This is a genomic window from Streptomyces sp. NBC_00820 (assembly GCF_036347055.1).
Lineage (GTDB): Bacteria > Actinomycetota > Actinomycetes > Streptomycetales > Streptomycetaceae > Streptomyces.
In genome coordinates this window covers 5,983,450-6,003,410 of sequence record NZ_CP108882.1, presented here as the reverse complement: position 1 = coordinate 6,003,410, position 19,961 = coordinate 5,983,450, and the positions used below count along the sequence as shown (strand labels likewise).

General features: G+C 72.2%; 20 protein-coding genes. 14 read left to right on the top strand and 6 right to left on the bottom strand.

Annotated features, from left to right (window positions below):
• Positions 1–64 precede the first annotated feature (64 nt).
• Positions 65–904 carry an SDR family oxidoreductase gene (locus tag OIB37_RS27135; RefSeq protein WP_330460219.1) on the top strand — a complete coding sequence of 280 codons (840 nt, stop codon included), beginning with the start codon at positions 65–67 and terminating at the stop codon, positions 902–904.
• A 51-nt stretch (positions 905–955) separates the two neighbouring features.
• Here the strand turns inward: OIB37_RS27135 and OIB37_RS27130 are convergent, their stop codons facing one another.
• Positions 956–1,915, bottom strand: coding sequence for a GlxA family transcriptional regulator (locus tag OIB37_RS27130; RefSeq protein ID WP_330460218.1), 960 nt, complete (start codon positions 1,913–1,915; stop codon positions 956–958).
• A gap of 212 nt (positions 1,916–2,127) precedes the next feature.
• Here OIB37_RS27130 and OIB37_RS27125 point away from each other — a divergent pair, with 212 nt between their 5' ends.
• From OIB37_RS27125 to OIB37_RS27110, 4 genes are all read left to right on the top strand, one after another.
• On the top strand, positions 2,128–2,427 hold the full coding sequence (locus OIB37_RS27125; protein ID WP_330460217.1) for a putative quinol monooxygenase: 300 nt from the start codon (positions 2,128–2,130) through the stop codon (positions 2,425–2,427).
• A 227-nt stretch (positions 2,428–2,654) separates the two neighbouring features.
• Complete coding sequence (locus OIB37_RS27120; protein ID WP_330460216.1) at positions 2,655–3,014, top strand: DUF6204 family protein; 360 nt, start codon at positions 2,655–2,657, stop codon at positions 3,012–3,014.
• A gap of 24 nt (positions 3,015–3,038) precedes the next feature.
• The gene (locus OIB37_RS27115) at positions 3,039–3,497 is read left to right on the top strand and encodes a MarR family winged helix-turn-helix transcriptional regulator (RefSeq protein ID WP_330460215.1); all 459 of its coding nucleotides are present in this window, start codon (positions 3,039–3,041) and stop codon (positions 3,495–3,497) included.
• Positions 3,498–3,786: 289 nt separating this feature from the next.
• Positions 3,787–5,334 (top strand): hypothetical protein, encoded by a 1,548-nt coding sequence (locus tag OIB37_RS27110; protein ID WP_330460214.1) that lies wholly within the window; start codon positions 3,787–3,789, stop codon positions 5,332–5,334.
• A 3-nt stretch (positions 5,335–5,337) separates the two neighbouring features.
• Here OIB37_RS27110 and OIB37_RS27105 read toward each other — a convergent pair whose 3' ends face one another.
• Entirely contained in the window at positions 5,338–5,742 is a 405-nt protein-coding gene (locus tag OIB37_RS27105; protein ID WP_330460213.1) for a MazG nucleotide pyrophosphohydrolase domain-containing protein, read from the bottom strand.
• Between the two features lie 107 nt (positions 5,743–5,849).
• On the opposite strand from OIB37_RS27105, the gene OIB37_RS27100 reads away from it, so the two are divergent.
• Positions 5,850–6,848, top strand: coding sequence for a TAXI family TRAP transporter solute-binding subunit (locus OIB37_RS27100; RefSeq protein WP_330460212.1), 999 nt, complete (start codon positions 5,850–5,852; stop codon positions 6,846–6,848).
• Positions 6,849–7,057: 209 nt separating this feature from the next.
• On the opposite strand, the gene OIB37_RS27095 is transcribed toward OIB37_RS27100, so the two are convergent.
• Entirely contained in the window at positions 7,058–8,461 is a 1,404-nt protein-coding gene (locus OIB37_RS27095; protein ID WP_330460211.1) for a sensor histidine kinase, read from the bottom strand.
• A 9-nt stretch (positions 8,462–8,470) separates the two neighbouring features.
• Positions 8,471–9,157 carry a response regulator transcription factor gene (locus OIB37_RS27090; RefSeq protein ID WP_330460210.1) on the bottom strand — a complete coding sequence of 229 codons (687 nt, stop codon included), beginning with the start codon at positions 9,155–9,157 and terminating at the stop codon, positions 8,471–8,473.
• Positions 9,158–9,453: 296 nt separating this feature from the next.
• Between OIB37_RS27090 and OIB37_RS27085 the strand changes: the two genes are divergently transcribed.
• From OIB37_RS27085 to OIB37_RS27050, 8 genes are all read left to right on the top strand, one after another.
• The gene (locus tag OIB37_RS27085) at positions 9,454–10,230 is read left to right on the top strand and encodes an amino acid ABC transporter ATP-binding protein (RefSeq protein WP_330460209.1); all 777 of its coding nucleotides are present in this window, start codon (positions 9,454–9,456) and stop codon (positions 10,228–10,230) included.
• 169 nt (positions 10,231–10,399) lie between these two features.
• A complete protein-coding gene (locus OIB37_RS27080) occupies positions 10,400–11,233 on the top strand; it encodes a glutamate ABC transporter substrate-binding protein (RefSeq protein WP_330460208.1) in 834 nt (277 codons plus the stop codon).
• Between the two features lie 75 nt (positions 11,234–11,308).
• On the top strand, positions 11,309–11,974 hold the full coding sequence (locus OIB37_RS27075) for an amino acid ABC transporter permease (RefSeq protein WP_330460207.1): 666 nt from the start codon (positions 11,309–11,311) through the stop codon (positions 11,972–11,974).
• The gene (locus tag OIB37_RS27070) at positions 11,971–12,906 is read left to right on the top strand and encodes an amino acid ABC transporter permease (RefSeq protein WP_330460206.1); all 936 of its coding nucleotides are present in this window, start codon (positions 11,971–11,973) and stop codon (positions 12,904–12,906) included. Before OIB37_RS27075 ends, OIB37_RS27070 begins: the two co-directional genes overlap by 4 nt.
• Positions 12,907–13,140: 234 nt before the next feature.
• Positions 13,141–14,742 carry an FAD-dependent monooxygenase gene (locus OIB37_RS27065; protein ID WP_330461982.1) on the top strand — a complete coding sequence of 534 codons (1,602 nt, stop codon included), beginning with the start codon at positions 13,141–13,143 and terminating at the stop codon, positions 14,740–14,742.
• Between the two features lie 13 nt (positions 14,743–14,755).
• Positions 14,756–14,905 carry a putative leader peptide gene (locus OIB37_RS27060; RefSeq protein ID WP_330460205.1) on the top strand — a complete coding sequence of 50 codons (150 nt, stop codon included), beginning with the start codon at positions 14,756–14,758 and terminating at the stop codon, positions 14,903–14,905.
• Positions 14,906–14,969: 64 nt separating this feature from the next.
• Entirely contained in the window at positions 14,970–15,554 is a 585-nt protein-coding gene (locus OIB37_RS27055) for a cysteine dioxygenase (protein ID WP_443058209.1), read from the top strand.
• Positions 15,551–15,973: a rhodanese-like domain-containing protein gene (locus tag OIB37_RS27050; RefSeq protein WP_330460204.1), complete on the top strand. Its 423-nt coding sequence runs from the start codon at positions 15,551–15,553 to the stop codon at positions 15,971–15,973. The genes OIB37_RS27055 and OIB37_RS27050 overlap by 4 nt, the downstream gene beginning before the upstream one ends.
• Before the next feature lie 174 nt (positions 15,974–16,147).
• Here the strand turns inward: OIB37_RS27050 and OIB37_RS27045 are convergent, their stop codons facing one another.
• Together OIB37_RS27045 and recX are read right to left on the bottom strand one after the other, a co-directional pair.
• Positions 16,148–18,676, bottom strand: a complete 2,529-nt coding sequence (locus OIB37_RS27045; protein ID WP_330460203.1) for an ABC transporter permease — start codon at positions 18,674–18,676, stop codon at positions 16,148–16,150.
• 436 nt (positions 18,677–19,112) lie between these two features.
• Positions 19,113–19,961 carry a recombination regulator RecX gene (gene recX / locus OIB37_RS27040; protein ID WP_330460202.1) on the bottom strand — a complete coding sequence of 283 codons (849 nt, stop codon included), beginning with the start codon at positions 19,959–19,961 and terminating at the stop codon, positions 19,113–19,115.

The following is a 19,961-nucleotide window of genomic DNA, read 5'->3' as shown; positions in this document are numbered from 1 at the left end:
TAACTATTTACAACCAGCACCGGGGCTCACCGCACCGGGCATCCCAGCAGATAGGCAGGCAGCCATGCCCTCCCCCGTCGTCCTGATCACCGGCACCTCCTCCGGCATCGGCCTGGAGACCGCCGTCGCCGCCGCCCGCGCCGGGTGGACCACGATCGCCACCCTCCGCGACCCGAACCGGGCCGGCGCCCTGCGCGAGGCCGCGGACCGGGCCGGGGTCACGCTCGACATCCGGCAGCTCGACGTCACCGACCCGGACTCGGTGACGGCCGCGATCGAGGGCGTCGTCGCCGACCACGGGCGGCTCGACGCGCTGATCAACAACGCCGGCGCCGGCCACGTCGGCACCATCGAGAACGAGTCCGTCGACGACGTGCGGCGCGTGATGGAGGTCAACTTCTTCGGCGTGGTGCAGGCCACCAAGACCGCCATGCCGCACCTGCGCGCGTCCGGCGGCAGGCTGATCACCGTCAGCTCGGTCGGCGGGGTCGTCGGGCAGCCGTTCAACGAGGCCTACTGCGCCGCCAAGTTCGCGGTCGAGGGCTTCATGGAGAGCCTCGCGCCGGTGGCCGCCGATCTCGGCGTGACCGTGTCCGTCGTCGAACCCGGCGCGGTGGCCACGGAGTTCGTCAACAACATCGGCGTCGACCCGGCGGACGCGATCGCCGCCGCGGGCGACTACCAGAAGCCCCTGAAGAACTACATCACCCACATCCTGGGCCAGTTCGCCGGCGGCGCGCAGACCCCGGAGCAGGCCGCCGCCACCGTGCTGGAGGCCCTCACGGCCGAGCGGCCCGCGTTCCGGCTCCAGACCTCCGACTGGGCGCGCGCCTTCACCGGCACCAAACTCGCCGACAACGACGGCTCGGCCGTCATCGCGCTGACCGGGGCTTACCTCGACTGACGGCGGGACGCCCCCTGATCGCCGCGGCGTGGAGGGGCGCGCCCCAGGGGATCACCGCCCCCGCAACGCGCCCGCCGTTTCTCCGGTTCGCTCACGGAGCAGGATGCGGAGCGTGTTGGCGTGTTCGTAGCCGACCTTGCGGGCGATGACGTCCAGCGGCAGGTCGGTGGTGCGCAGCAGATGCGCGGCGCGCTCGACCCGGAGGTCCCGGACGAAGCCGAGGGGCGACTTGCCGAGCGTGCGGCGCACGGCACGCTGGAGGGTGCGTTCGCTGACCCCGATGGCACGCGCCCCTTCGGCGATGGACAGGGGCTCGTCGAGGTGGACGCGGGCCCAGCGCTCGAAGGCCGCGAGAGTGGGGTCGCTCTGCGCCAGGGCCTCGGGGATGGTGTACGCCGCCTGGGACGGGCGCTCGTCGACCACCAGATAGCGGGCGACGAGATCGGCCACGGCGGGACTGCCCATCCGCACGATCGCGAGGGCGAGGTCGACGTGCCCGAACGCCGCTCCGGCCGTGGTCACCCCGTCGGAGGTGGTGACCATCCGGGTCTCGTCGACCGTCACCGCCGGGTAGCGCTTGCGGAAGTAGGGCGCGAGCCACCAACTCGTCGTGGCGTGGCGCCCGTCGAGGACCCCCGACTCGGCCAGCAGGAACGTGCCCGTGCAGGCGGAGGCCACGGGGACGCCGGCTTCACGCGTCGCGGCCACCAGGCGTCGTACGGGCAGGGAGTCCGGTCCCGAGACATGGGAGATCAGCGCGTCGGGGCGCCGCTCGGCCAGGGCGGGCACCAGCAGCAGATCCGCGCCCTTGGCCGCCCCGGCGGGCAGCGTCTCCACCAGATGCCCCGCACCCGTACGGACCCGGCGCCGGAAACCGATCGTCGAGACGTCCCAGGCGGGCGGCGGTTCCGGGAGCTCGTCCCGCATGGCGTTCGCCCCGGCGAGCACGTCGAGGAGGGCGGCCAGCCCTGAGTCGAAGACGCCGTCATAGGCGAGTACGGCTACACGCATGGCGGAAACGATATCGGATGCGTCGTTTCCGACACTGGGCGAGGTGGGCGCGCACGCCTAGATTCGTGGATGTCCGGACGAGATCGGGTGCCTGGTACCGGCACCGAAGCTTTCATGACGATTCATGACAGTTCACGACGATGGGCGACCGTGCACGTCGCGTCACGTCACGTCCCTTCACGACCACGAGAACCACCCCTCGGGAGATCACCATGACGAAGCTCGGTCTGCTCGCACGCATCGAGGCCAAGCCCGAACACGCCGACAAGGTCGAGGCCCTGCTGCGGGACGCGCTGCGTCTCGCACAGCAGGAGGAGCACACGGTCACCTGGTTCACCTTCCGGCAGGGCCCCAACACCTTCGGCGTCTTCGACACCTTCGACGACGAAGCGGGGCGCCAGGGGCACCTCCGGGGCGCGATCGCCGCCGCCCTGATGGGCGCCGCCGAGACCATGCTGAGCGAGGCGCCGGACATCCGGCCCGTGGACCTCTTGGCGGTCAAGCTTCCCTGACCCGGCCGCCTTACGGCCAGGCGGTCGTACGGCCACGCGGTTCTACGGCCCTGCGGCTCCGCGATCTTCTACGGTCCTACGGCCCCGGGCGACGGCGCGCGAACCGCGCTGCCGGACGCCCGGGGCCTTTCCGAAGGGAGGCGAGTCCGAGGGCAGGGGCGTACCGGCGCCTCGGTCCGCGGAAAACCCGGTGGAGACCCGTCGCGCGGTATGCCTAAGGTCGCCGGATGAGTACGCGAACCTTCCGCATCACCGTGCGCGGCGTCTTCGCCGGCCTCGACGACGCCCAGCGCGCCGAGCTGCTGGCCGACGCCGCCGAGCACGACGTACTGCGCGCCGCCTACAGGCCCGAGGGGCACCTCAGTTACGACATCGCCGCCCGGCCCGCCTTCGTCTTCCGCTTCTCGGACACCGGGGAGGAAGAGGAGGACATCCTGGAGGCGACCGAGCGGGCCGAGGAGTCCGCGAAGGCGTGGCTGACCGAGCGCGGCTACGGCTTCAAGAACCTCCGCTCCAGCGCCGAGGACCTCTCGCAGGCACCCCTGGGAAAGCGGCAGCGGCGCAACGCCCGTGTCGTCGGCTCATGAACTTGACTACTCAAGGAGATGGCAATGACTGACGCCCTGGACGCGTCGCTGCGGCTGATCCGGGCTCAGGCCACGCTCGTGCGACGGTTCGACGCCCGCCTGGGCGGCCTGCACGGGGTGAGCCTGGCCGACTTCACCCTGCTGCTGCGGCTCGGGCAGGCGCCCGGCAGCCGGATGCGCCGGGTCGATCTGGCCGAGGCGCTGGGGCTGACCGCCTCCGGAGTGACCCGGGCTCTGGCCCCCCTGGAGCGGATCGGGCTGGTGAGCCGTGAGCCGGACGCCCGCGACGCGCGCGTGGCCTACGCGTCACTGACCGGCACGGGCCGGCGGCTGCTGGCGGAGATGCGGGGGACGGCGGAGGAGACCGCGGCCGAACTCTTCGCCGCGCCGGGGTGGAACGCCCAGGACGTCGGACAGTTGTCCGGCCTGCTCACCCGGCTCGGCGGCACCGGCCTCCCGGGGTACGGCGGCCCGACCCCCTGACGTCCACGCGTGAACGCCGGCGGAACGCACGCCGGTGCACGCCAGTGGACCGCCGGTGCACACAGGTCGGCCCCGCCGGTACCTCCCGGGGCCGACCGCCCGGCAGCCTCGACTCCCCTCGTTTCAGGTCATCTTGAGATGTGGCCGGATTGCGGGGGCCTCGTGCGCGAGGTCATGGCATTCTCATGCCCCACCACCTTGTTACTGGCCGGTACTACTCATCGGTAGCCGACCTGTGGTGTGCCTTCAGCACCCCCCACCTCACCCGGGACCGACCTTGCGCAGACGCATGAGGCACGGGCGCGCCCTGCTGCCCGCCTTCGCCGTGACCACCCTCCTCCTCTCCGTCGGCTGTTCCTCGACCACACCGCACGCCGAGCGGCCGTCGACCGGACACGGCCACGAAATCCGGGTCACCGGCGCCCCGGACGGCGGCCGGGACCACTCGCTCACCGTCGCGGCGGCCCCCGCCGCGAACTCCACCGCCGCCGTCACCGCCGGCCCCCGGGGTTCCGGCCGACGGGCGGCGCAACGGACCACGCTGACCGTCAGCTCGTACGACTCCCGGACCCGGCGCGCCGTCATCTCCGGCGTCTCCGGCGTCTCCGGCGTCCCGGCGGGAAAGCCGGCCTCCCGGCCCACCTCCACCCCCGCACCGCCCGCCTCCTCACCCCCTACCCCACCCGCTTCCTCACCCACTTCCCCGTCAACTCCCCCGGCCGCGCGGCACGAAGCCGCCGTGGGCGACGTCATCGCCAGCGCGCCGGCACCCGGCGCACCGCACGGGCTGCTGGCCCGGGTCACCAAGGTGATCGGTCACACGGACCGGGGCACGGAGGTGCAGACGGAACCGGCGGCACTCAACTCCGTGCTGGGCGACGAGACGGCCAAGGGCACGGTGCCCGTCGCCCCGGACGCCTTCGCCGTCGACAAGCTGCTCCCCGGCGTCAAGGTCTCCTGGTCCAAGCCGGGTGACGTACACATCGGGCCCAAGGGCGCGACCGTGCCGCTCGGCAGCCTCCGCCTCGACGTCGGCGCCAAGGTTCCGACGGCACCGGGCGCCCCGGCCTCGGCCAGCGCCTCGGTGTCCGGGTTCGTGCAGGTCGCCCCGCGGGTCGACTTCACCTACGGCGGCACGGGCACCGAAGCGGCCCCGGGCTCGGCGTACCTCGGCGTGTCCGGGCGCTGGAGCTCCGGCTGGTCGGTGCGGGGCCGGGCCGCGGCGGCGGGCGGCACCCCCGTGCGGATCCCGTTCGCCAAGCTGCACGCCGATCCGGTGCTCCAGGTCGGCCCGGTACCCGTCGTCGTCAACCTCGACCTGACCTGTTACGTCCAGGTCAGCGGCGACGGACACGTCACCGTCGACGTGGCACAGACCGTCAAGGGCGGCTTCAAGGCGGGCGGCACCTTCGGCCCGGCCAAGGGGTGGGCGCCGGTCAGCTCCACCGACATGACGAGCACGCCCGTGCGGGCCTCCCTGACCACCGTCGGCCGGCTGCGGACGACCCTCGGCGCCGAGGCCTCGGTCGGCCTCTACGGCACCGTCGGCGTGACCACCGACCTCGCGCCGTACCTGCGCGGCGAGGCCTCCGCCACCGTCACCACCGGCACCGGGACCGGGACCGGTTCGGGCACGAGTGCCGCCTCCGGGGCCGCCTCCTCCTCCGGGGCCCACGGCACGAAGGCGCGGGGCGGCTGGCAGGTGTACGGCGGTGTCGACCTGTCCGGCACACTGCGGGTCCAGTTGTCGGTCTTCGGCACGCCGGTGCTCCGGCGAAGCGTGCCGCTGGGCTCCCTTCACCGCGAATGGAAGCTGGCGGACGGCTCGCTGCCGTAGGCCTCAGGCGTCGCCGGGTATCCACCCCTGGCGGCGCAGGACCGCCGCCACGTCCGGCGCCCGGTAGTGCTCGCCCTTGAGCACCTTGCCGTCGGCCCGGCGGGCGATCTGGCCGTCGGGGCCGCGCTTGCTCATGTTGGCTCGGTGGATCTCGGCGATCACCTGGTCGAGATCGATGCCGTGGACCAGCGCCGTGCCGTACGCCACGTACACCACGTCCGCGAGTTCGTGCGCGAGCCGGTCCAGCGGGCCCTCGACCGACACCTCGGCGACCTCGGCGGCCTCCTCGGCGAGCAATTCGCCTCTGTGCGACGCCAGTTCGGGGGACACCGCGGCCGGCGTGCGGCGGGTGTCGAGGCCGAAGGCGTGGTGGAACTCTCGGACGAGGTCGGCGGGCGAAGTGCTCATGCGTCGACTCTAACGGGCACCTCCGACAGCGCCTGTGAGTTTTCCACAGGCCCCCGCGGCGGCCCCGGCCCTGGTCAGCCCCGCGTGCGGCTGGCAGGATCGCCCGCATGTCCAAGGTGTTCCCCTCCCTCGGCAGGCGCGGCGCGCTGTCGATCGCGGCCGTCGGCGCCGTGGTCCTCGGGCTGCTGCTGTGGTGGCTGCTGCCGCTGGGCGAGAAGCCGCCGAGCGGCACGATCGTCTTCAGCACGGGCACGCCCCGAGGGGTCTACCAGGAGTACGGCGAGCGGCTGCGCACCGAACTGGCCAAGGACATGCCAGGTCTCACGGTGAAGCTGCTGAACAGCGCCGGTTCCCAGGAGAACGTCCACCGGGTGGCGTCCGGCGAGGCGGACTTCACGATCGCGGCGGCCGACGCGGTGGAGACTTACGAGCTGCGGCACCCCGGTGGCGCCGGCCGGCTGCGCGGGGTCGCGCGGCTCTACGACGACTACGTGCAGCTCATCGTGCCGCGCGGCTCGAAGGTCGACAGTGTCGCGGACCTGCGGCACAAGCGGGTGGCCACCGGGCTGCCGAACTCCGGGGTACGGCTGATAGCGAACCGGGTGCTCAGGGCCGCCGGCATCGATCCGGACAAGGACATCACGCCCGTGGCGGAGGGGATAGACACCGGGCCCGACCGACTGCGGCAGGGCAGGATCGACGCCTTCTTCTGGTCCGGCGGCCTGCCCACGAAGGGCCTGGGCGAGCTGGCCGCGAAGTCCGCCTTCAGGTTCGTACCGATCGACGAGGGCCTGGTCGCCCGGTTGCACGCCACCGGGGACGCCGCGCGCTACTACCGGGCCACCAACATGCCCGAGTCGGCGTACCCGTCGGTGCAGCGGGGTTCCACGGTGCCGACGATCGCGGTGTCCAACCTGCTGATGACCCGCGCGGACATGGACCCGCGGCTCACCGAGTGGATAACCCGTACGGTGATCAAGAGCCGTGACGGTATCGGCGCGCACGTCCACTCCGCGCAACTGGTCGACCTGCGCACCGCGATCTACACGGACCCGCTGGCCCTGCACGCGGGCGCCCGGCGCTACTACCGGTCGGTGAAGCCGTAGCGGTACCGGCCTGCCGGCGGACCGGCGGGCTGACGGACCGGCGGGCTCGACGGCTCGACGGCTCGACGGCTCGACGGCTCGACGGCTCGACGGCTCGACGGCTCGACGAGGCAACGATCCGGCGACGGCGGCCAGGCGACGGGCCGGCGAGGCGGCCACCCAAGGAGCCGCAAAGCGGCCCGGCAAGCGCGGCGGCCCGGCAGGGCGGGCTACGGATGGCGGTGCCGTGGCACCGTCACCGTCACCCGCAGCCCGCGCGGCTCGTGGTGCGCGTAGGAGAGGCTGCCGCCGCCGGCCGCGAGCAGGGCGCGGGTGATGGACAGACCGAGGCCCGAGCCCTTGACGTTCTGGTGGCGGCCGCTGCGCCAGAAACGGTCGCCCACGCGCGCGAGTTCGTCGTCGGTCAGGCCGGGACCGGTGTCGGTGACCAGGACCCTCGAGGTGTCACCGGTGGAGGCGACGGTGACCTCCACCACGCCGTCCTCGGGGGTGAACTTCACGGCGTTGTCGATCACCGCGTCCAGCGCGCTGGACAGGGCGATCGGGTCGGCCCAGGCGGTGGTGGGCGGACAGTCACCGGTCAGCCGGACGCCCCGGGCCCGGGCGGACGGCGCCCAGGCGGCCACCCGTTCCCCGGCCAGCGCGCCGATGTCGGTCAGCCGGAGGTCGGCCTCGGCGTGCTCCGCCAGCGCCAGGCCGAGCAGGTCGTCCAGGACCTGGGCGAGGCGTTTGCCCTCGGTGCGGACCGAGCCGATCTCCTCGTTGTCCTCCGGGAGTTCGAGGGCGAGGAGTTCGATGCGCAGCAGCAGCGCCGAGAGCGGGTTGCGCAACTGGTGCGAGGCGTCCGCGACGAAGGCGCGCTGCTGCTCCAGCACGTCCTCGACGTTGTCCGCCATCTCGTTGAACGACCGGGCCAGGCGTCTGAGTTCCGGCGGCCCGCCGGCCACCGCGACGCGCGACTTGAGGCGCCCGGTGGCGATGTCGTGCGTGGTGGCGTCCAGGATCCCCACGGGCTTGAGCACCCAGCCGGTCAGGCGCAGCGCGGCACCGACGGCGAGCAGCATCGCGGCGATCTCGCCGGCCCCGATGAACAGCCAGCCGCGCAGGGTCCGCGAACGCATCTGCCCGGTGGGCGAGTCGGTGACCACGACCGCCACGACGTCCCCGTCCCGGATGACCGGGGAGGCGACGACGACGCCGCCGCGCTGCCACGGCCACACCTGGCGCGGGTCGTGACTGCGACGGCTGAGCAGCGCCTCGCCGAACGCCGCCCGGACCTCCCCCGTCCGCGGTACGAACCAGTCGTCAGGCGCGTTGGCCATCGCGGAGCCGTTGCGGTAGAAGACGCCCGCGCGAATGCCGTACACGTCGTAGTAGCTGTCCAGTTCGCGGCGCAGTGTCTCCCGGCGCTCGTCCGGGGCGGCGGCGCGGGAACCGTTCGGCGCGTCGGTGACGAACTGCGCGAGGGCGGCGAAGCGGGCGGTGTCGTCGATCCGGTCGACGACGACCTTCTGCTGCTGGGCGCCGGCCACACTGATGGCGAGCGGGACGCCGAGTGCGAGGAGTACGGCCGCCATCAGGACGATGAGCAGCGGCAGGAGCCGTGTGCGCACCCGTGCCCGCTAACCGGCCGGGGCGACGAGCCGGTAGCCGACGCCGCGTACGGTCTCGATCAGCGCGGGCAGCCGCAGCTTGGCGCGCAGGGAGGCGACGTGCACCTCCAGGGTGCGCCCGGTGCCCTCCCAGCTCGTCTGCCACACCTCGCTGATGATCTGCTCGCGCCGGAAGACCACTCCGGGGCGCTGGGCGAGCAGCGCGAGCAGATCGAACTCCTTGCGGGTCAGCTGGACGTTCGAACCGTCCACCATGACCTTCCTGGTGGGCAGTTCGATGCGGACCGGGCCGAGCAGCAGGGCGCTCTCGCCGCCGGTCGCGGGATCCTCGTGGACGGTACGCCGGCTGACGGCGTGGATCCGGGCGAGCAGCTCCCCGGTGTCGTACGGCTTCACCACGTAGTCGTCGGCGCCCATGTTGAGCCCGTGGATGCGGGAGCGGACGTCGGAGCGTGCGGTGACCATGATCACCGGGGTGCTGGTGCGCTTGCGGATCTTGCCGCAGACCTCGTACCCGTCCTGGTCGGGCAGCCCGAGGTCGAGCAGGACCACACCGAATCCGTCGCCCTCGGGGACGAGCGCCTGGAGGGCCTCCTCACCGCTGCGCGCGTGGGTGACGTGGAATCCGTGGCGCGCGAGGATCGCAGAGAGAGCGGCGGCGACGTGGTTGTCGTCCTCGACGAGCAGCAGTCTCATTCCCGCCCCCTTCTGTTCGGTGGTCGTACGGTCCCGGTTCTCGTCCGGCTTGTACACCGCCGCATCCGCGCGCGTGCACCATGGCAGTGATGCCGATGGACCGGGACGGCGTCAAGAGGGTTCGGGTTGCCCGGGAGTTCCGTTATCCGGCCGATACGCGTATGGGCGGCAAGTGCTACGACACGTGTCCGTTTGCTATCGGATCGTGATGCTCAGATTCACCTCAGATGTGATGACGCTGGTCACCGGGGCTCACTACTGTCCACCGAAACCGAGGAGGACGGAGCCCGAGAGCGATGACCGAAGTATCGGTGGCCAAGGAAGACCTGGCCGCGTCCGACGAACTGGTCGTCCTGAAGAGCGTCAACAAGCACTTCGGCGCGTTGCACGTGCTCCAGGACATCGACCTGACGATCACCCGCGGTGAGGTCGTCGTGGTCATCGGGCCCTCCGGGTCCGGAAAGTCGACCCTGTGCCGCACCATCAACCGCCTGGAGACGATCGATTCGGGCGCCATCACGATCGACGGCAAGTCGCTGCCCCAGGAGGGCAAGGCGCTGGCCCGGCTGCGGGCGGACGTCGGGATGGTGTTCCAGTCCTTCAACCTCTTCGCGCACAAGACCGTGCTCGAGAACGTGATGCTGGGCCAGATCAAGGTCCGCAGGGCGGACCGGAAGCAGGCCGAGGAGAAGGCGCGGGCCCTGCTCGACCGGGTCGGTGTGGGCACGCAGGCGGACAAGTACCCCGCCCAGTTGTCCGGTGGCCAGCAGCAGCGCGTCGCCATCGCCCGGGCGCTGGCGATGGACCCGAAGGTGATGCTCTTCGACGAGCCGACCTCGGCGCTCGACCCCGAGATGATCAACGAGGTCCTCGAGGTCATGCAGCAGCTGGCCCGCGAGGGCATGACGATGATCGTCGTCACCCATGAGATGGGTTTCGCGCGCTCGGCCGCGAACCGTGTGGTCTTCATGGCGGACGGCCGCATCGTCGAACAGGCGGCACCCGAGCAGTTCTTCAGCAATCCGCGCAGCGACCGGGCCAAGGACTTCCTGTCCAAGATCCTGCACCACTGACGGCCCCGAGCCCACGCGCCCCGGCCACCTCGGGACGCCCCCCGGACGCCCACCGGACGTGCCAGGCGCCCGCCAGGGCGCTCCGGACCGCCTGGGCCGCCCCGGACGTCCCGGGGCGGCCACCCGCCCCTCACGGACCGCTTTCCTCACCACTCGAAGGATGTTCTCGATGAAGCTCCGCAAGGTCACCGCCACCTCGGCCGTCGTACTCGCCCTCGCCGTGTCCGCCACCGCGTGCGGTGGCGGCAAGAAGGACGACGGCGCCTCCGGCGGCGGCAAGAAGATCACCATCGGCATCAAGTTCGACCAGCCCGGCCTCGGCCAGAAGACCCCGCAGGGCTACGCGGGCTTCGACGTGGACGTGGCCACCTACATCGCCGGCAAGCTCGGCTACAAGCCGGACCAGATCGAGTGGAAGGAGTCGAAGAGCGCCGACCGCGAGACCATGCTGCAGCGCGGTGACGTCGACTTCATCGCCGCCACGTACTCGATCACCCCGGAGCGTCAGCAGAAGGTCGACTTCGCCGGCCCCTACCTGCTGGCCCACCAGGACGTGCTGGTCCGCGCGGACGACAGCTCCGTCAAGGCGCCGTCGGACCTGAACAAGAAGAAGCTGTGCTCGGTGACCGGCTCGACGTCGGCGCAGAACGTCAAGGACAAGCTCGCCCCCAAGGCGCAGCTCCAGGTGTACCCGACGTACTCGGCCTGCCTGACCGGTCTGCAGAGCAAGGCGATCGACGCGCTGACCACGGACGACTCGATCCTCGCGGGTTACGCCGCCCAGGCGCAGTTCAAGGGCAAGTTCAAGCTCGGCGGCCTGAAGATGACGAACGAGAACTACGGCATCGGCGTCAAGAAGGGCAGCGACCTCAAGGGCAAGATCGACAAGGCCCTCGGGGACATGGTCGCCGACAAGTCGTGGCAGAAGGCCGTGGACAAGAACTTCGGTCCCGCCGGCTACAAGAACGAGCCCGCTCCGGCGATCGGTGACATCAAGAGCTGAGGCAACGCCCGGCGGGTGCGCCGCCCGTGAGAGCGGCGCACCCGGGCATCCCTACACGCGAAAGCGCGGGAGATCGTGTTCGACTTTCTTGACAAGTACGACGTGCTGGGCGCCTTCTGGACGACCGTGCAGCTCACGCTGCTGTCGGCCGTGGGCTCCCTGATCTGGGGCACCTTGCTGGCCGGCATGCGGGTGGGTCCGGTGCCGCTGATGCGCGGCTTCGCCACCACCTACGTGAACATCGTGCGGAACATCCCGCTCACGGTGATCATCCTGTTCGCGTCGCTCGGCCTGAAGGACACGCTGGGCATCAGCCTGGGGTCGGAGGTGGTCGACACGGCCAACTTCCGGCTGGCCGTGCTCGGTCTGATCCTCTACACGTCGTCCTTCGTCTGCGAGGCGATCCGCGCCGGCATCAACACGGTGCCGGTCGGCCAGGCGGAGGCGGCACGGGCCATCGGTCTGAGCTTCACCCAGGTGCTGGGCCTGATCGTGCTGCCACAGGCCTTCCGCGCGGCCGTCGGGCCGCTGGCCAACGTACTGATCGCGTTGACGAAGAACACGACGGTGGCGGCGGCGATCGGCGTGGCGGAAGCGGCGCTCCTGATGAAGGAGATGGTGGAGAAGGAGGCGCAGCTGCTGCTGATCTCCGCGATCATCGCCTTCGGGTTCTGCTGCCTGACGCTGCCGACCGGTCTGATCCTCGGCTGGCTGGGCAAGAAGGTGGCGGTGAAGCGATGAGTTCGGTCCTGTACGACGCCCCGGGACCCGGCGCCAAGCGGCGCAACGTCCTGTACACGGCGGTCTTCCTGGTCGCCCTCGCGGCCGTCCTGTGGTGGGTGTACACGTCCCTCGACGAGAAGGGCCAGCTGGCCTGGGTGCTGTGGAAGCCGTACTTCGGCTCCGAGGCCTACTCGGCGTACATCTGGCCCGGCCTTCAGAACACCCTGAAGGCCGCGGCGCTGGCCATGGTCATCGCGCTGCCGCTGGGCGCCACGCTCGGCATAGCCCGCCTCTCGGACCACGCGTGGATACGCGTGCCGGCGGCGGCCCTCGTCGAGTTCTTCCGCGCCATCCCGGTGCTGGTCCTGATGATCTTCGGGAACGCCCTGTACGCGCAGTACACGGACGTCAGTTCGGACGATCGCCCGCTGTACGCGGTGGTCACCGGCCTGGTGCTGTACAACGCGTCGGTGCTCGCGGAGATCGTGCGCTCGGGCATCCTGTCCCTGCCGAAGGGCCAGTCCGAGGCGGCGATGGCGATCGGTCTGCGCAAGGGACAGGTCATGCGGCTCATCCTGCTGCCGCAGGCGGTCACCGCGATGCTCCCGGCGATCGTGAGCCAGCTCGTCGTGATCGTGAAGGACACCGCACTCGGCGGAGCGGTCCTCACCTTCCCCGAACTGCTCGCCTCGGCCGGCACGATGAGCGCCTACTACGGCGCCAACACCATCGCCTCGTTCACCGTCGTGGCCGTGATCTTCGTGGCCATCAACTTCTCCCTCACCTCCTTCGCGAGCTGGCTGGAGGGACGGCTGAGGCGGCGCAGGAAGTCGACCGGCGCGGTGCTCGGAGCCCAGGACGTGGTGGAGCTCGCGGGCACGGCGGCGACCGGAGCCGACCCGTCCGACGACGTCTCCGGCATCGGCGACTTCGGCGGCGCCAGGAAGTGACGATCGTTCAAAAGGCATGACCCGCCCGGAGGCAGTGACGTGATCGTCACTGCCTCCGGTGTTGCGGTCGCGGGCGCGCTCCACGATCCTTGACAGCGTGATCGCCACGGGCCCCGGTCACTTGACGCAAACTCTGCCAATGGGTTGCATACGTTCTGTGATCGTGCACCCCGCTTCACCTTCCTGTTCATCCGTGTCCACATGGGCACCACCGCGGACAGGAGGCACCGCGCCGTGGACCCGGTGATCATCGTCGGAGCGGGGCCCGTCGGGCTCACGCTCGCACTGGCGCTGGCCCGCCAGGAGGTGCCGTCCGTCGTCCTCGACGAAGGCCCCGGCAAGGACGAGCCACGCCCTGCGCGCACCGTCGTACTGCGCGAGGACACGGCCGCCCTGCTGGAACGGCTGACCGGGATCGCCCTCGATGACCACGGCCTGCGTTGGACCGGCTGGCGGTCGCTGCGGCGCAACCAGGTGATGAGCGAGCTCACCTTCGCGGAGGGCGGACCCGCCCCGCTGCACATCGCCCAGCACGTCCTGACGGGCGCCCTGCGCGCGGCCGTCGCGCACGAGCCGCTGGTCGAGATGGCCGCCGACAGCCGGCTCGACGCGATCGAGCAGGAGCGTTCCGGCGTCAGCGCGCACACGCGCGGATCCCAGGGCACGTGGTGGCGCGGCAGCTACCTGGTCGGCTGCGACGGCCCCCGCTCGACCGTGCGCAAACTGCAGGACATCCGCTTCCCGGGCCGTACGGCGGTGGAACGGCGCGCGGTCGCCACCCTGCGCGCGGAACTTCCCGGGGAGGGTCAGGCGTTGCTCCATCGGATGCCGCCGTGGCGGTCGTCCGGGCCCTCGGCCGGAGAGGTGACCGCCCGCCCCCTCCCCGACAGCGTGTGGCGCCTGGACTGGCTGCTGCCGCCGGGCAAGGACCTGGTCACGCCGGAGCTTGTGGTGGCCCGGATCCGCGAGACCCTCGCGGGCTGGACCGACGGCTCCACGCCGACGTACGACCTCCTCGACACCGGTGTCCACACCGTGCACCACCGGCTGGCCCGGCGGTGGCGCGCCGACCGGGTCTTCCTCGCCGGGGACGCGGCCCACCTGCTCGGCGCCCTCGGCACCCAGGAGCTCGACGAGGGGCTCAGGGACGCCGACAACCTGGCCTGGAAGCTCGCCCCTGCCTGGCATCACGGCCCGCACGAGGCGCTGCTGGACAGCTATCAGACCGAGCGGCGCGCGGTGGTCGCCGCCCGGCTGCGCGCCGCCGACCAGGCGCTGCCCGTGCTGCGCGGCGGAGGCGGGCTGCGCCACTACGTGCCCGGCACCGCCCGGAACCACGACCTGCTCCTCACGGACGGCCACTTGGGGCGCGGGCCGCTGGGCGCGCCGGGGGCGTACGCCGGTTCGCCACTCGCGCCCCGGCACCTGGAGGCCGAGATCCCGGTCGACACCCCGCCCGGCGCACCGGTGACCGATGTACGGGTCACCGCGGAGGACGGTTCCTTCGTACGGCTGCGCGAGCGGCTCGGCCGCGGCGCGCTGCTCGTCGTGCTGATCGCACCGGGCACGGGCGTGTGGGACCGCAGGCACTGGATGTCCGCCGGGGTCATGCCCCGGCTCGCGGCCGCGGTGACGGCGCTCCCGCACCCGGCCGAGCTGCTGGTCGCCGAGAGCTACCCGGGCGCGCCGGCGCACAGCGTGCTGCTGGTGCGCCCCGACGGCCACCTGGTCACCGCGCTGAGCGGGGTCCGCCCGGCCGATCTCTACGCGGCGGCCGAGGCCGCGCTGGGCGGTGCCGTGAAGGAGGCGGCGGAGGCCGGTTCCGGAGTGCGCTGACCGTGCGCCCGGCGTGCTCCGTCCACATGGTGACGGTGGATTGACCGGAGTACGGCAGCGTGCTGTACTCCGGATCGTGACCGACACCTGTGCGCGCCTGTGGCGGAGGGTCCACATGGACCTCGTCCGCTACGCGGGCTGCGTGTGTCGCCCGTCCTGCTGAATTCGCATCCCCCTCTTTCTCCGGGCGCCGTCGTGCGCCCGTTCGGCGAACCCTCTTCAGGACGGTGCACGTGTCTGTCTTCCCTTCCGTGTCCCCCGCTGCCGCCCCCTCTGCCGTGTCCGCCCCCGCGTCGGCCGCCGCGTCCGCCGCCGCTCCGGCGCCCTCGCAGGCCGACCTCCTCGACTTCGTACGGCGTACAGCCACCGACGCCGAGCTGATCGCCTCCCTCCCGCTCGATCCCGAGGGCCGCACCTGGGTGCGGCTGGCGGGCCCCGGCGGCAGCGAGGCCTGGCTGATCGGCTGGCCGCCCGGCAGCGGCACCGGCTGGCACGACCACGCCGACTCGGCCGGTGCCTTCGTGACGGCGTCCGGCGAGCTCAAGGAGCACGCGCTGGCCGCCCGGCTGCCCACCGACGGCTGGAAGACCCTCGAACTCTCCGACGGCGTGGACCGCACCCGCCGGCTGGCCGCGGGCCAGGGCCGCGCCTTCGGCCGGCACCACGTGCACGAGGTGCTCAACGAGTCCCCCGACCGACACGCCGTCTCCGTCCACGCCTACTACCCGCCGCTGCCGAGGATCCGTCGCTACAGTCGCACCGGCCAGGTGCTCCGCCTGGAGCAGGTCGAGCGCCCGGAGGACTGGCAGTGAGCGGCGGCACGGAGCCACGGGCGGTCGGCATCGACGAGTTGCTGGAGCGGGTGCGCACCGGCTACCGGCGCATCGAGGCGAAAGAGGCGCACGAGGCGGCGCGGACCGGCCGGGCCGTGCTCGTCGACATCCGGTACGCGGCCCTGCGCGAACGGGACGGTCTGATCCCCGGCGCCCTCGTGATCGAGCGCAACGAGCTGGAGTGGCGTCTCGACCCCCAGGGCAGCCACCGCCTCCCCGAGGCCACCGGCCACGACCTGCGCGTCGTCGTCATCTGCAACGAGGGCTACGCCTCCAGTCTGGCGGCCGCCTCCCTCCACCAACTGGGCCTGCACCGTGCGACGGACCTGGTGGACGGCTTCCAGGCGTGGCGGGCGGCGGGCCTGCCGGTGGAGGCGCCGGCGGCGGCTCGGGGCTGACCGGTCGGGGAGCGGGCGACGCGCTCGCCGGGCAGCACGGCGGGCCAGCCTGGGCCGGCCTGGGGCCTCCCGAGCCGGCCCGAGACACCCGGGTCGGCCCGAGAAACCGGGTCGTCCCGAGGCATCCAGGTCGGCCCAGGGCTGCCAAGCCGGCCTGATGCGCGCCCGGTCGTGCTACTCCCTCGCCGTCGCCACCGTCACGGCCCGTACCCGGAGCGCCGAACGTCCCGGCACAGCGGTGGCCGCCAGCGTGAGCAGCGCGGCGACCGCGACCACGGTGACGTAGAGCAGGGGCGTGACCACGGGTGACGCGTGGCCGGTCATGCCCACGCTGAACGCGGTGAGCACGGCGAGGGAGATGCCGCTGCCGAGTCCCGTGGCGAGGAGCAGTACGGACAGTGCCTCGGTGCGCAGCATGCGCAGCACCTGGCGGCGGGTGGCACCGGCCAGGCGGAGCAGGGCGAACTCCCGGACACGCTCCGCGACCGACATGGCCAGCGTGTTGACGACGGCGATGGCGGTGAAGGCCAGGACGAGCCCCATGGCCAGGTAGTTGACCTCGGCGTTCGTCTGCTGCCGGTCGGCCTGGAGCGAATCGGCGGCGTCCGGGGAGAGAATTCGCAGCGCCGGGAACTCACGCAGGGTAGTCGCGAGTTGTTTCTGTGTACGGGTCGTGCCGACGAGGAGCGAGGAGGCGAGCGGGTTGTCGACGTGGCGGGCGACGAGGTCGTGGGCGAAGGTGAGGTCGCCGAAGCCCAGACCCCTGGCGTAGACGGCGGCGACGGTGAGCGTGGCGGGTGTGCCGTCGCCAAGTGTGAGCTTCAGGGTGCTGCCGGGTTCCAAGTGACGCTGGTCCGCGACCAGTCGGCTGACGGCGACGGTACCGGGGGCGAGGCCGCCGAGGGAGCCGGCGGTGACCTTCGGGTCCCAGGTGCGGGTCAGCCCGGCCGGCGTGACGCCCTGGGCGGGGTATTTGTCGAGGCCGACACGGACGGTCGTACGGACCACCTCGGTGACGGTGTCGTGCCGCGCGCGCAGCCGCCGCGCGGCCTCGCCCGGGACGCCGGGCCCCTGGGCCGCGACGACCCAGTCGGCGGTGACACCTTCCCGGGCCTGGTTCCGCGCGGCGTCCCCGAGGGTCGACTGGACGAACAGGACGGTGCAGGTCATGCCGACGAGCAGTGTGAGGGGGGTGACGACGGAGGCCATCCGGGCGGCGTTCCCCCGCAGGTTGGCCGTGGCGAGGCGCCCGCCGTGGCCGGTGAGCCGCAGCGGGCCGGCGAGCAGCAGCGCGGCCGCCTTGACCAGTAGCGGGCCGAGCAGGGCGACGGAGGTGGACAGGACGATCACGGTGAGGAAGGTGACGGGGGTCGAAGCGGCCTCGGTGCGCAGGAGGGTGAGGACCGCGACGAGCACGACTCCCCCGGTGAGCAGCAGCAGACCGGCGCCGACGCGCCCCCAGGCGGGCCGGGTGCGCTCGCTTCCGGCCTCGGCCAGCGCCTCCGCCGGCCGGATCCGCGCAACTCTGCGGGAGGCTGCCCGCGCCGCCGCCCAGGCACCGAGGAGGGTGACGGCGAGGGCGGCCGACGCGGGGAAGACGCTGATGGTGAGCTGGAGCGTGTCGGGTACGGCGCCCAGGGCGACGAACCTCGAGTACAGCCAGCCGCCCAACGGCAGCCCGAGCAGTGCGCCGGCGCTCCCGGCGGCCGCCCCGACGATGAGCGCCTCCCGGCCGAGCAGTTTGCGGATCTGCCCGGAGGTGGCGGCGATGGCCCGGAGCAGGGCGAGTTCGCGATGGCGCTGCTGGACGGTGAGCGCGAAGGTGCCGACGACCACGAGCACCGCCACCAGCAGCGACGTACCGCCCATCGCGGCGCCCATGCTGACCAGCCGGGTACGGGCGGCGGCCGCGTCCAGGAACTCGACGGCCCCGCGGGCATCGCCGGTGCTGACCTGGGCGGTCGTGCCGCGCAGCGCCTGTGCCACCGCCTGCCGGACCATGCCGGGAGCGGCGCCCCGGGCCGGCAGGACACCGAACGCGGTGACCTGGTCCGGGTGCCCGGCCAGTCGCCGGGCCTCCTCGGTGGAGAAGAACAGGGACGTCTGGTGGCGGACCGGAGTCTCAGGGGCGGCGATACCGGTGACACGGTAGGCGCGAGGGGACTGCGTCGACTGCACGGTGAGACGGTCGCCGGGCCGGAGGTGGGCGCGCGTGGCGAGGTCGCGGTCGACGACGAGGTCACCGGCGGCCTCGGGTGGGCTGCCGGTGACCAGGTGGTACGGCGTCAGTGCGGCGGATTCCCACGCATGCCCGTAGGCGGTGCGGCCACCGGTGCCCGCCGGGGTCAGCGGCTGTGCGAGAAAGGTCAGTTCGGGGACGACGCGGGCGACACCCGGGGTGCGGGCCAGCGTGGCCTCCAAGCCGGCCGACAGCCAGGCGTGTTCGGCGAGGGGCTTCGCCTTGCGCTTGACCTTGGTCTTGCCGTGCTTGTGCTTGACGGTGACGCGGTGGACGTACTGGTCGGCGGAGACCACGACGGGTGCGGCGGCGTAGCGCTCGGTACGGATCGTGCCGCGCAGACCGGTGTCGAGGAGGGTGCCGCAGGCGGTGATCAGAGCGGCCGCGCACATGAGCGCGAGGAAGGCGCCGAGGAAACCCGCTTTACGGGCTCGGACGGTCCGGAGGGCGTAGCGCAGCATCATCGGGGCTGGCTCTCTTCTGTTGTGAGTCTCGGCTGTCCGTACGCCCGCCGCTCTCGACGTGAGCCTGGGTCGAGGTCCGTGATCCGTGATCTGCGGTCTGCGGTCTGCGGTCTGCGGTCCAGGGCGCTCGAACACCTTCGCCCGTGCGCATGTCCGGGGGCATTGAGGCGGTCCGGCGTCTTCGGCGGGGGTTAACCCCACCGGGAGGCGGGACCCCGCTGGACTACCGCGCTCGCATCGACGCACGCGGGACACCCGAGCCCGCTACGGGTGCACACGGCGTACACGACGGACACGGCGGACACAGGTCAGGACGCGACGCGGTCCCGCGGCCCGCCAACCGGCGGACGCCTGCGGGAAGGTAGCTCGCGGCGAAGTACCGGAATGCCGGCACTCCACGCCGCCGAGCTGTCGGCGTTCCACGGCCGCCGAACCGTCAGAACCCGTCGCCCTCGAGGAACTCCGTGTCCTCGCCCTCTTCTTCCAGGGCCTGGCGGACGACGCGGAGGGCCAGGCCCTCGGGATAGCCCTTGCGGGCGAGCATGCCGGCGAGACGCCGGAGCCGCTTGTCGCGGTCGAGGCCACGGGTGGCCCGAAGCTTGCGGGCGACCAGGTCCCGGGCGGTCTCCTCCTCCTGCTCGGAGTCGAGCCGGCCGACGGCCTCGTCGATCAGCGCCGAGTCGACGCCCTTGGTGCGCAGCTCCCGGGCGAGCGCACGACGCGCGAGCCCCCGGCCGTGATGCCGGGACTCCACCCAGGCGTCCGCGAAGGCGCCGTCGTCGATCAGTCCGACCTCCTCGAACCGCGAGAGCACCTCCTCGGCTACCTCCTCGGGGATCTCCCGCTTGCGCAGGGCGTCCGCGAGTTGCTTGCGGGTGCGCGGGGTCCCGGTGAGCAGGCGCAGGCAGATGGCCCGCGCCCGCTCAGCCGGGTCCCCCGAAGACTCCCCCCGCTCGGCCCTCGACGAGGAAGGGGCGCCTTCGTCCTCACCGGACGGATCGCCGAAGCCGCGCCGGCGGCGGCCACGCCCCCGGCCGTCCCGCGGCCCGTCGGCGCTCCGGGAACCTCGGCCCGACGAGCCGCCCCCGTGGGGCTCGTCGTCCGGGTGTGTGCCGCTGTCCCCGGGGTCGGCGTACCGCCGTCCGTCCTCGTATCCGTCGTGCCGCGCGTCCCCGTACTCGTCTTCACCGGCCGTGGCGGAGCGCGGGTCGCCCCCGGTGCCTCTCCCCCGTGAGACATCGGAGGTGGCGTACTCGTACTCGGCCCAGTCGGTTCGTCGCGTCAC